This window comes from Pseudomonas sp. PAMC 26793 (assembly GCF_000313235.1).
GTDB classification, from domain to species: domain Bacteria; phylum Pseudomonadota; class Gammaproteobacteria; order Pseudomonadales; family Pseudomonadaceae; genus Aquipseudomonas; species Aquipseudomonas yamanorum.
In genome coordinates this window covers 1-12273 of sequence record NZ_AMXG01000007.1, presented here as the reverse complement: position 1 = coordinate 12273, position 12273 = coordinate 1, and the positions used below count along the sequence as shown (strand labels likewise).

The window sequence follows — 12273 nt, the reverse complement described above, 5'->3', positions numbered from 1 at the left end:
GGGTGGGTCATTGGGGGGCGCTCGGCGTTGTTTTTGTTGGGGAGTGAGCTTAGTTGGGATTGGGGGGATTGCTTGGCTTCCCTGCCGATTTACCCGCTCCACCGTGCCTGCTTGCGGCCATCGTGGTTAACGGGGCCTGCAGATCAAAATCAAAAGCAAGAGCACAGCGACCTCCCGGCCGGCTTGAGTGTTAAAAGCAGAGGCAAGATCCAGAGCGGAAGCAGAGCTGCTTTTCTGTGGGAGCGGGCTTGCTCGCGAAAAACCTGAGAGCGCCGCGTTCATCCAGAATGCCAGCGTCATCGTTAACGACCTTCGCGAGCAAGCCCGCTCCCACATTTGGACCGTGCCCGCTTTAGCTTTTGATTTTGCTTCTAAACACTCAAGCCGGCCGGGAGGCCGCTGTGCTCTTGCTTTTGATCTTGATCTTAGGCGCCCCGTTAAACCACGCTGGCCGAACGCAGGCTTTGGAGCGTGGGTAACCCGGCAGGACGCCGGGTTAGCCGCGCTGGGCCATGGATGGCCCATCGCGGCGGCCCACGGTCCAAAGCCGGAGTGAGGGCACTCCGAGCCTAGGCGAGGAGCCGAGTGGTGGGGCAAGAGCGTTTTGCTTACTTTTGCGCTGTTCAAAAGTGAGCCGCCGTAAGGGCGGAACCAATAGCCGCCGTTACCCAAATAACGGATATACACCCCAAACCCAGCCTACACCTGCGACAGCAACAACCCCTCAAACTCAACCTGAACCCGCGCCTGGTCACAGTGCGCCACATTAAACCGCATAAAATCCCGCAACCCCGGCTCATACCCAAACAACGCCCCCGGCGCCAACACCATCCCGCGTTTCAACCCGGCTTCCGCCAACCGCTCACCATTAACCCCCGCCGGCAACCGCGCCCAGATAAACATCCCCCCCTCAAACCCCATCGGCAACTCACACCCACAACGCCGCAGCCACTGTTCAACCCGCCCCCCAGCCTCCAGCAGCCGCTGAACCATGCGCTTGCGATGCCTGGCATACCCGCCCTCACTCAACAGCCGATACACAATCTGCTCAAACAACTCCGACGTAATCCCGCCGCTCATCAACTTCATATTGGTCAAGTTCGCCGCCAACTGCGGCGCCGCCACCACATAACTGACCCGCGCATTCGCCGTCAGCACCTTCGAAAACCCCGACAGATACGTCACCTGCTCCAACCCCGCCAACGTCGCCAAACGCGGCGGCGGGTTGGGGTGCAAATCCCCGTAAAGATCATCCTCGACGATATGGCAGCGATACTCCCGGGCCAGTTGCAGCAAGCGAAACGCCTGGCTCGGACTGAACGAATGCCCGGTCGGGTTATGCAACACACTGGTGGTCAGGTACAAGCTGGGACGATGCTCCGCCAGCAACTGCTCCAGCGCGACAAAATCAAACCCGTCAGGCCGGCGCGCTATCGTCACCACCTTGACCCCATGCAACGCCAGGTTCGCGTGGAAGTTGAAATAACACGGCGCATCCAGCAACACCGTGTCTCCGGGCCGTGCCAGCAGGCGCATGAGCATGTCCAGCCCTTGCACCGTGTTGGGTGTGGTAATGATCTGCTCAACCGGCACCGACAACCCTTCACCATGGAGCTTCTGCTGCAACGCCTGGCGCAACGGCAGCAGGCCCGCCGGGGTGCCCAGCCCGGCGATGCGCAATGTGGGGGCACGCACGGCGCTGCGCATGGCCTGGCGCAACACGTCGGAATCCAGCCAGTCTTCCGGCAGGTGGCCGCCGCCGGGGCGCAGGTCGCCCTGGGCCATGGCCAGGGGGCGGCGCAGTACGCTGAGCAGGTCCTGAGGCAGCAAGTCGACCCAGGTGCTGGACGACGGCTGCACCAGGCTGCTGGCGACGAAGTGCCCGCGGCCTTGGCTGGAGGTCAGCAGGTGACGCCCGCGCAGGCGATCCAGTGCTTCATTCACGGTAAATTTTCCGACGCCCAACAAGGCCCCCAACTCACGCACCGACGGCAGTTTGCTACCGGCCGCCAACTCGCCTTGCTCAATCGCATGGGCCAGGGCATCGACGATCTGCTGCACCTTGGGCGCTCGGTCATGAAAGTGAATCGCAGGAATGGGCATCACACTGTCCTTAAGTTTGCCGCCAACTTTACCGGTAAAGTCTGCGCATATATCCGTGGAGTTTACCTGCCTCCGGCGCCACGTGCGCTCTAGACTGCGAACCTCACTTCCTGCTGTGAAATTCCACGCCATGGCCACCGCACTGACGCTGTCTTCGTTTTTGTATTTCCTGCTGTTGTGCACCACCCTGGCGTTCAGCCCCGGCCCCATGACCTTGTTGTTGCTCAGCCTCGGCTTGAAAGATGGCCTGCGCCGCTCCCTGCCGGCGCAGTTCGGGGCGAGTGTGTCCTACCTGATCTCGATCCTGATCTTTGCCGTGGGCTTTTCCGAACTGATCAAGGACTACCCGCTGATCACTCGGATCATCCAGGTGGTGGGCGTGGCCTACATCCTCTACCTGGCCTACAAGCAATGGACCAGCAGCGGCGTGACGATCAAGACCACCGACGCAACCCCGGAAAATGCCCGCAGTCTTTTCGGCAAGGGCCTGCTGACCGGACTGTCGAATCCCAAGGCGATCATCCTGTTCAGCGCCGTGTTCCCGCAGTTCGCCGCCATCGGCCAGGGCAGTGCCGCCGCCGACATCGCGATCCTCGGCCTGACTTTCCTGCTGCTGCAATTCGCCAGCGGCTGCCTGTATTGCTACTTCGGTCAGCGCATCAAGCACGTCCTGGAGAACCCCAAGCGTCGGGTGTTGTTGCAACGGGCCACGGCGGTGCTGTTGCTGGGAGTTGCGTTGATGCTAGCCCGGGGCTTTTCCAACTGAAGGCCAGCTTATGAGTGGTAGTGGCGATCTGCCGTTGCCCTGATAGACTTCGGGCATTCATTCAGGATCAAGCCAGATCATGCCAGCCGCAGGAGGAAAGGGACTTTCGCTCGCTTCACGCCTGTACAAGTCGCGCGTCCTGGGATTAACCCTCGGGTTCATCTGCGTGGCCGCCGCCATCTACCCGCTGGATAAACCCGCCTGGGTCTGGGGGGTGATGATCGCTAACGCGCTCATCTGGCCGCATGTGGCGTACCAATGGTCGCGGCACTCGAAGAACTCCCTGCGCTCGGAACACCGCAACTTGCTGTTCGACTCGTTCTGCGGTGGCTTCTGGGTCGGCGCGATGCAGTTCAACCCGTTGCCCAGCGTGACCACCTTGTCGATGATGACCATGAACAACGTCGCCATCGGCGGCCCGCGCTTCATGCTCGCCGGCTGGGTGGCCCAGGCGCTGGGGATCGGCGCTTCGATGCTGGTGTTTACCCCGGCCGTGACGGTCCTGACCAGTGAAGTTCAGCTCTACGCCTGCCTGCCGATCCTGATGCTCTATCCCCTGGCCCTGGGCTGGATCTGCTACCGGCAAGCGATCACCCTGGCCCGGCACAAGCGCGAGTTGCTGGCGCTGAGCCGCACCGACAGCCTGTCGGGCCTGCTCAACCACGGCGCCTGGAAAGACCACCTGGAAATCGAGTTCCAGCGCTGCCGCCGCGACCAGCAGGGCGCCGCCATCGCGCTGATCGACATCGATCACTTCAAGACCATCAACGACACCTACGGCCATGTCACCGGCGATATCGTGCTGCGCCAATTGAGCAAAGTGCTGCGCCAGAACCTGCGGGCCACCGACCTGGCCGGGCGTTATGGCGGCGATGAATTCTGCGTGATCCTGCCGGACATGCCCCTGAACCGCGCTACCGAAGTGATGGATGCTCTGCGTGACCGCTTCAACTCCCTGGCCTACGCACAGGACCCGACCTTGCGCGCCAGCCTGAGTATCGGCCTGGCGCCGTATCGACCGGCCCACGGCGATGCCACCAGTTGGCTGAACGACGCCGACCAGGCGCTGTACGAAGCCAAGAGCGGCGGGCGCAACCGGGTCAGTTCGGTGCAGGGAAGTTGGCTGAGGTCGATCTGAGGATCAACAAATTGTTTTTTGTCAGGTAGGGTGGAGCGCTACCTTCCAACAAAAAACAAGGATCGGTTCATGCTCTTCAACTTCCCGCGTACCTTGCTGGCAGCCACCCTGGCGCTGTCGTTCGCCATGCCGGCCTTCAGCGCCGAACCTCACAAACAGATCCAGGCCGATTCCGAGCAGTACAAGGCCGATGCCTTGAAACTGCTGGAGCGCCTGGTGAATATCGATTCGGGCTCCGGCTACGAGCCGGGCCTGACCCAAGTGCGTGACATCGCCGTCGACGAGCTCAAGCAACTGGGGTTCAGCATCCAACTGGTGCCGGATGCCGCGGCCCATAACAGCCATGTCATCGCCACCCTCAAAGGCACCGGCAAGGCCAGGATCCTGCTGATGGCCCACATGGACACCGTGTTCAAGGAAGGCTCGGCGGCTGCCCGGCCGTTCCACATCAAGGACGGCCGCGCCTATGGCCCCGGCGTGATGGATGACAAGGGCGGCATCGTCGCCGGCATCTACGCCTTGAAAGTCCTGAAAAACCAGGGCTTCAAGGACTACGCGCAAATCACCTTCCTGCTGGACGCCAGCGAAGAAACCGGCACCGACGGCGCGTCCGAGCTGATCCGCAACACCGCCAAGGGCCACGACGTGACCCTCAACCTGGAACCGGGTCGCCCGGCGGATGGGCTGGTGGTGTGGCGCAAAGGCAGCGCCACCGCCGTGGTCGAGGTCAAGGGCAAGGCCGCCCACGCCGGCGTGGCTCCGGAGCTGGGGCGCAATGCGGCGATGGAAGCGGCGCACCAGATCCTGCAACTGGGCAAGCTCGGGGATGCCGAGAAGAAGACCACCATCAACTTTACCGTGATCAACGCCGGCGACCGGGTCAACGTGATCCCGGACCAGGCCACTGCCAAGGCCGACGTGCGGGCGGCATTGCCGGAAGAGTTTGACCGGATCGAGAAAGACCTGGCGCGAGTCTCGGCCAACAAGCTGATCCCTGAGACTGAAGTGACCACCAGCCTGCACCGTGGCCTGCCGCCAATGCCGCAGACGCCGGAGTCGGACAAGCTGGTGGCGATTGCCCAAGGGATTTATGGCGAGCTGGGACGCAAGCTGACCATTGAAGGCAGCGGCGGGGCGGCGGATGCCAGCTTGTCCGCTGGCGTGGGTACGCCGACCCTGGACGGGTTCGGGATTGTCGGGGGCAATATTCACACGCCTGAGGAATATGCCGAGGTGGAGAGTGTGGCGCCGCGGATTTATCTGCTGAGCCGGATGATTATGGAGCTGTCCAAGCGCTGACTTAAAAACGCCACACCTCTAAATGTGGGAGCGGGCCCGCTCCCACACAAGCCCGCTCCCACATCGGTTTTGTGGTGTTAGTTGGATCAGGTTACAGTCACCACCTCCCGCGTCTTCTCCCGCCCCAACACCAAACTGCACAACGCCGGCAGGAACAGCAGCGTCAACACCGTCCCCACCAGCACCCCGCCAATCAGCACATACGCCAGCGACGACCAGAACACCGACAACGTCAGCGGAATAAACGCCAACGCCGCCGCCAGCGCGGTCAGGATCACCGGCCGTGCCCGGCGCACCGTGGCTTCGATGATCGCCTCGCGAATCACCATGCCCTGGTCCTGGTTCTGCCGGATCTGGTCGGTGAAGATCAGCGTATTGCGCATCAGAATCCCGCCAATCCCGATCAGCCCCAATATGGCGTTAAACCCGAACGGCTGGTTGAACAGCAGCAATGTCGGCACCGCCCCGATCAGCCCCAGCGGCGCGGTGGCGAACACCATGAACATCACCCCGAATGAACGCACCTGGAACATGATCACGGTCAACGTCAGCAGGATCATGATCGGGAACAGCGCCGCCAGGGCGACGTTGGCCTTGGCGCTTTCCTCCACCGGGCCGCCGATGACGATTTGATACCCGGCCGGTAGCTTGGCGATCAGGGGTTGCAGGTCCTTGTACACCGCCATTTCCACATCCGGCGGCTGGGTGCCGTCGACGATATCGGCACGCACTTCCACGGTCAGCGCCCGGTTGCGGCGCTTGAGGATCGGTTCTTCCATCACCGCCTGGAAATGCCCGACCTGGGCCAATGGCACCGACACGCCGGCGTTGTTGGTCAGGGTCATGTTGTCCAGGTTGCCGAGGTCTTCGCGCTGACTGCCCTGGGAGCGGGCGACCACTGAAACGGTACGATTGCCTTCGCGTACTTCGGTGATCGGGTTGCCGCTGAGCAACCCATTGAGCTGGGACTTCACCCCGTCGGGGGTAAAGCCCAGCAGGCGCAGGCGGTCCTGGTCCAGCACCAGCCGGTAACTGCTGGCGCGCTCGCCCCAGTCGAGGAAGCTGTCCCGCGTGAGGGTGTTGGCAGCGACCACTTGGCGCACCTCTTCAGACAGGCTGCGCAGTACATTCAGGTCGGGGCCGGACACGCGAGACACCACCGGGAACGGCACCGGCGGGCCGAATACCAACTGGGTGACCCGCACCCGCGCCGATGGAAATTCGCCTGCCGCGATGCGTTCAGCCATGCGTTTTTTCAGGGCGTCCCGGGCGTGTGCGTCGGCGGTCTGCACGATCAGCTTGGCAAAGGCCGGTTCCGGCAACTCGGGGTTCAGCGACAGGAAAAACCGTGGCGCGCCACCACCGACGTAGGTGTCGACCATCACGGTTTGCGACTCCTCCATCAGTGCCTTTTCCACCTGCGCCGCCACTGCCTCGGTGCTTTTGAACGCGCTGCCCGGCGGCATGTACACCTCAAGAATCAGCTCGGAGCGGTCGGAGTTGGGGAAGAACTGCTTCTTCACCACGCCCATGCCCAGGCCACACAGCACAAAGGCGGCCACCACCAGCCCGGTAACCAGCCAGCGTCTGCGCACGCAAGCGTCCACCAGGCGGCGCAGTTTCTGGTAATAACGCCCGGCATAAATCGCATCGTGGCCGCCGACCACCGGCTGGATGTGGGGCAGCAGTTTGACCCCCAGGTACGGCGTGAACACCACCGCCACCAGCCACGAAGCGATCAGCGCAAAGCCGACGATCCAGAAGATATTCCCGGCATATTCCCCGGCACCCGAGCGGGCGAAACCCACCGGCAGGAAGCCGATAATTGTCACCAGGGTGCCGGTGAGCATCGGTGCCGCGGTGGAACTCCAGGCAAAGGTGGCCGCGTGGATCCGGTCAAAACCTTCTTCGAGTTTGACCACCATCATCTCGATCGCAATGATCGCGTCGTCCACCAGCAGGCCCAGGGAAATGATCAACGCCCCCAGGGTCACCCGGTCGAACTCGCGGCCGGTCATCAGCATGATCACAAACACGATCGACAAGGTCAGCGGCACGGCGGCCGCCACCACCAGCCCGACCCGGAACCCCAGCGCCAGCAGGCTGATGACCATCACCACCGCCAGGGCGACGAAGAACTTCAGCATGAATTCGTTGACCGCCAGGCTGATGTTTTTCGCCTGGTCGGAGACCTTGGCAAAGTTGACCCCAAGCGGCAGGTCGGCCTGGATTTTCGCTTCCTGGGCCTTGAGGGCCTTGTCCAGTTCCAGGCCGTTCCAGTGCTTCTCCATGATCACCCCGAGCATCAGCGACGGGTCGCCCTGATGGCGGATGCGGTAGCTGGGCGGGTCTTCATAGCCCCGGCTGACGGTGGCCACATCGGCGATGCGCAGCAGCTTGCCGTTGGCTTCCAGCGGGACATTTTCGATCAGCGCCAGGCTGTCGAAGGCGCCGTCGATGCGGATATAGGCGCGTGCCCCGGCAGTCTCCACAAAGCCTGAAGGCGCCACGGCATTCTGGGTGGCGAGGGCGGCGAAGATCTGTTCGGGCTTGATGCCCAAGGTGGCCAGGCGCTCATAGGAAAACTCGACGAAGATCCGCTGTGCCTGCTCGCCGAGGATGTTGACCTTCTTCACCCCCGGCAGATTGAGCAGGCCCTGGCGCATGTCCTCGGCCATTTGCACCAGTTGCCGGTGAGGCAGGTGCTCGGCCTCCAGCGCGTACAGGGAAAAGTACACATCGGAGTATTCATCGTTGAAAAACGGCCCGATCACCCCCTTGGGTAACTTCGCGGCTTCGTCGCTGAGTTTCTTGCGGGTTTGGTAGAACAGGTCCTGAATCTCGCTGGGGCGGGTGGACTCCAGGTACGTCATGCGCATCGAGACAAAACCGGGCTGGGCGATGGTTTCGACGCGGTCGTAGTAGTCCAGCTCCTGCAGGCGTTTTTCCAGGCGGTCGGCCACTTGTTCCTGCATTTCCTGGGCCGTGGCGCCGGGCCAGGCGGCGGTGATGGTCATGACTTTGACGGTGAACGAAGGGTCTTCGGCGCGCCCCAGCTTGCCAAAGGCGAGGACCCCGGCGGCGAGGATCGCGATGATCAGGAACAGCGTGACCGCGCGGTGCTTGACCGCCAGTTCGGAGAGGTTGATCCCGCGCATTATCAGGGGTCCTGCTGACGGTTGAGGGCCAATACCTGGGCCGGCAACAGGCGTACCGCGTCACCGCTGTGCAGCAGGTGCGCGCCAAGGGCGACGACGACTTGGCCGGGGCTCACGCCGTTGTCCAGCAACGCGTCTTCCTGGCCGAGGCTGGCGACGTTGACCGGGGCGAAGCTGACTTTGTCGTCGGCGCCGATCACCCACACACCGGTGCCTTTGCCGGCATCCTGCAGTGCGCCGATGGGCACGCGGGTCTGTTGGGCCTGGCCGTCACCTTGCAGGCGCACGGTGATGGTCGAACCGAGGGCAAAGCGGTCGACGGGGCCGTGCAATACATAGCGGGCACGGTAGGTGCGGGTGGTCGGGTCGGCGCTGGCGGACAGCTCGCGCAAGGTGGCGGTCACGGCCTGCTCAGGGGCGCCAAAGGGGAAGGCCAGGGCTTTTTGCGAAGCCTGGCCGCGCTGGTTTTCCGGCAGGTTGACGATGGCTTCCCGGGCGCCGTCGTGGGCCAGGCGCGCAACCACTTGCCCCTCGGCGACCACTTGGCCGCGGTCCACCCGCACGTCGGTGATGATGCCGTCGCTATCGGCCCTGAGCACCGAGTAGGTGCGGCGATTTTCGATCTGGCTGGCATCGGATTGCGCCGAGGCCAGTTCTGCTTCGGCCACCCGCAGATTGGTAGCGGACTGGTCGAAAATCTGCCGCGACACGGCGCCGGTATTCGCCAGACGCTGGTAGCGTGATTCGTCATCCCGGCGCTGACGCAGTTGCGCCTGGGCCGCATTGACGCGGTTTTTGGCCGAGCGCAGGGCCAGTTCGAAGTCGCCGATATCCAGCACCAGCAAGGTGTCGCCACGGCTGACGTGCTGGCCGGGATCCACCTTGCGCTCGATCACCTTGCCGCTGACGCGGAACCCCAAGTCACTTTCCGTGCGTGCGGCCACTACGCCGGTGTAGGCGCTTTGCTGGCTGCCGGCGGCTTCGACCTTGGCAGCGAGTACCGGGCGGGGCAGGGGCGCTTCGGCGACGGGGTCGGCCTTGTTGTTGCAGCCGCTGAGTACTGCTAACAGGGCCAGGGGCGTGAGAAGACGCAGGGGGAGAGGGTTCATGTCGGGCTCCGTGGGCGAGGTGAGCTAAAAATTACGTCCGTAATATTTGTCGCCATATTATGGCTGAAATATAAATTAATCCAGCCCCCGGATCTTTGTTCCACTGATGGGACGATCAGGGTCGGTTTTGCCGTCTAGCGCTGAATTGGTATCGGATTTAAGGTGTATCCATTACTGGAGACACATATGAAAAAGATCATCGGCATCTACACCAGCCCACGCGGCCATTGGGTCGGCGACGGCTTTCCGGTTCGCACGCTGTTTTCCTACGACACCATGGGCAAGCAGATCAGCCCGTTCCTGTTGCTGGATCACGCCGGTCCTGCGGCATTCACCCCGACCGAGCAACGTCGCGGCGTGGGCCAGCATCCTCATCGCGGCTTTGAAACCGTGACCATCGTGTACAAAGGCGAAGTCGAGCACCGGGATTCCACCGGCGCCGGCGGCACCATCGGCCCGGGCGATGTGCAATGGATGACCGCAGCCAAGGGCATCATTCACGAGGAGTTTCACTCCGAGGCCTTTGCCCGCAGCGGCGGCGCTCTGGAGATGGTCCAGTTGTGGGTCAACCTGCCGGCCAAGGACAAAATGACCGACGCCGGTTACCAGACCATCCTCGATGGCGATATCCCGACGCTGCCCCTGGCCGACAACGCCGGCAGCCTGCGCCTGATCGCGGGCGAGTTCGACGGAGTCAAGGGCCCGGCCCGTACCTTCACGCCGATCGACGTGTGGGACATGCGCCTCAACGCCGGCCGTTCGGTGACGCTGGACCTGCATGCCGGGCGCAACACCGCGCTGGTGGTACTGCGCGGCACGCTGCGGATCAACGCAACCGAGGTGGCGCAGGAAGGGCAGTTGGCACTGTTTGAGCGCGATGGCACGCAACTGCGTCTCGAGTCCAGCTACGATGCCATGGTGTTGCTGCTCAGCGGCGAACCGATCGACGAGCCCATCGTCGGTCACGGCCCGTTCGTGATGAACACCGAGCAGGAAATCCACCAGGCGTTTGCTGACTATCAGTCCGGGCAATTCGGGCAGATGCAGCGCTAGGGCGCTATACCCTCCAAAGGCATTTCATGCGATCTTCATGGCATTCGCCCTGGAGTCGCCTGAATGCCCTCATTTATCTCCGATCACCCGATGTTCTGTGCCTTGGCGCTGGTGCTGATCGACATCGCCGTATGGCGCCTGATCTCTGCCGATTTCGCCAATTGGAAGCTGGCGGCGCGGCTGGTGATCTTTGCGGTGTTCAGCGCCGTGCTGTTCAACGAAGGCATGAACCCGATGCAGGTCGCGCCGTTCGGCGACAACGTCGCGCTGCACCTGGCGGCGACGGCGTTCCAGATCGGCTGGTGGTTGTTCGCGGCACGTACCCTCACGGTATTGCTCGGCGCGGTGATGATGCAGCGGGTCGGCCACACCGGGCGGCTGTTGCAGGACCTGGTGGGCGCGGTGATCTTCCTGATCGCGATCATCGCGGCCATGGCCTACGTGCTCGACCTGCCGGTCAAGGGCGTGCTGGCCACTTCCGGCGCGGTGGCGATCATCGTCGGCCTGGCGTTGCAAAGCACCTTGAGCGACGTGTTTTCCGGCATCGTCCTCAACACCACCAAACCCTACCAACTGGATGACTGGATCTCCATCGACGGCACCGAAGGCCGGGTGATCGACATCGACTGGCGCGCCACCCAACTGCAAACCTCCCAGGGCAGCCTGGCGGTGGTGCCCAATTCACTGGCGGCCAAGGCCAAGATCATCAACTTCTCGCGTCCGGCGGACATGTTTGGCCTGGCGGTCAGTCTGCAGGTCAGCCCCCATGCGCGGCCGCAAACCGTGCTGGACGCGCTGGAGCGGGCGATGCAGGGGTGTCGGCCGTTGCTGGCCAAGCCGGCGCCGACTGTGGCGTTCAAGACCTCGGCCAGTGGTGGGGTGGAGTATGAGATCAGTGGGTTTGTGCCGGCGATGACGCTCAAGCGTGAGGTGCGTAATCAGCTTTATGATTTGGCGTTTCGGCATTTGCAGGCGGCGGGGGTGAGTTTGTTGTCGGCGGCCGAGAGTAATGCGCCGGTGGCGGTTTCCCGGGCTCGGGCGTTGTTGGAGAGTTCGTCTATTTTCTCGACCTTGAGGCAGGAGGAGAAGGAGACGTTCAGCCAGAATATGACGCTGCAGACCTTTCGCGCCGGGGAGATGATTCTGCCGGCGGGGGAGGTGAGTGATCACCTGTTTATCATTGAGTCCGGGGTGATTTCGGTGATGTTGACCAAGGCGGGGCACAAGTTTGAAGCCGGGCGGATGGGGCCGGGGGAAGTGATTGGTGAGGCCGGGATTTTGTCGGAGCAGGGTGTGCCTGCGGACTTTTCGGCGAAGACGTTTTGTACGTTGTATCGGATTGAGAAGGAGTATCTGAAGCCTTGTCTGGATGCTCGGCATGACATCAGTGAGGCTATGAAAAGCCTGCTGGATTTCAGGTTGCATGCGGCTCAGAGTTTGACCCAGGAGGCGCCTGTGGTGCCGGTTAAGAAGGGGTTTATGCAGTGGCTGCGGAGTCGGGCTTGACGGGGTACATATCCGTTGCTGCGGTAACGGCGGCTTATGGTTTCGCTCTTACAGCGACTCACTTTGGAAAAGCCCCAAAGTAAGCAAAGGGCTCTGCCCCGCCTGTCGGCGCCTCGCTGTGGCTCGGCGTTCCCTCACTCC

General features: G+C 62.6%; 8 protein-coding genes. 5 read left to right on the top strand and 3 right to left on the bottom strand.

What is annotated here, in order from left to right:
- Positions 1 to 699: 699 nt before the first annotated feature.
- On the bottom strand, positions 700 to 2103 hold the full coding sequence (locus D109_RS0100900) for a PLP-dependent aminotransferase family protein (protein WP_017475212.1): 1404 nt from the start codon (positions 2101 to 2103) through the stop codon (positions 700 to 702).
- Positions 2104 to 2233: 130 nt separating this feature from the next.
- On the opposite strand from D109_RS0100900, the gene D109_RS0100895 reads away from it, so the two are divergent.
- The 3 genes from D109_RS0100895 (at position 2234) to D109_RS0100885 (ending at position 5306) form a co-directional block, all read left to right on the top strand.
- Positions 2234 to 2869: a LysE family translocator gene (locus tag D109_RS0100895; RefSeq protein WP_017475211.1), complete on the top strand. Its 636-nt coding sequence runs from the start codon at positions 2234 to 2236 to the stop codon at positions 2867 to 2869.
- A 79-nt stretch (positions 2870 to 2948) separates the two neighbouring features.
- On the top strand, positions 2949 to 4007 hold the full coding sequence (locus D109_RS0100890) for a diguanylate cyclase (protein WP_026077694.1): 1059 nt from the start codon (positions 2949 to 2951) through the stop codon (positions 4005 to 4007).
- Positions 4008 to 4076: 69 nt separating this feature from the next.
- Positions 4077 to 5306 carry a M20/M25/M40 family metallo-hydrolase gene (locus tag D109_RS0100885; RefSeq protein ID WP_017475209.1) on the top strand — a complete coding sequence of 410 codons (1230 nt, stop codon included), beginning with the start codon at positions 4077 to 4079 and terminating at the stop codon, positions 5304 to 5306.
- A gap of 86 nt (positions 5307 to 5392) precedes the next feature.
- On the opposite strand, the gene D109_RS0100880 is transcribed toward D109_RS0100885, so the two are convergent.
- Together D109_RS0100880 and D109_RS0100875 are read right to left on the bottom strand one after the other, a co-directional pair.
- Entirely contained in the window at positions 5393 to 8464 is a 3072-nt protein-coding gene (locus D109_RS0100880; RefSeq protein WP_017475208.1) for an efflux RND transporter permease subunit, read from the bottom strand.
- Positions 8465 to 8466: 2 nt separating this feature from the next.
- The gene (locus tag D109_RS0100875) at positions 8467 to 9573 is read right to left on the bottom strand and encodes an efflux RND transporter periplasmic adaptor subunit (RefSeq protein WP_017475207.1); all 1107 of its coding nucleotides are present in this window, start codon (positions 9571 to 9573) and stop codon (positions 8467 to 8469) included.
- Between the two features lie 186 nt (positions 9574 to 9759).
- On the opposite strand from D109_RS0100875, the gene D109_RS0100870 reads away from it, so the two are divergent.
- Positions 9760 to 10626, top strand: a complete 867-nt coding sequence (locus tag D109_RS0100870; RefSeq protein ID WP_017475206.1) for a pirin family protein — start codon at positions 9760 to 9762, stop codon at positions 10624 to 10626.
- A 63-nt stretch (positions 10627 to 10689) separates the two neighbouring features.
- Positions 10690 to 12132 carry a mechanosensitive ion channel domain-containing protein gene (locus tag D109_RS0100865; RefSeq protein WP_017475205.1) on the top strand — a complete coding sequence of 481 codons (1443 nt, stop codon included), beginning with the start codon at positions 10690 to 10692 and terminating at the stop codon, positions 12130 to 12132.
- Positions 12133 to 12273 lie beyond the last annotated feature (141 nt).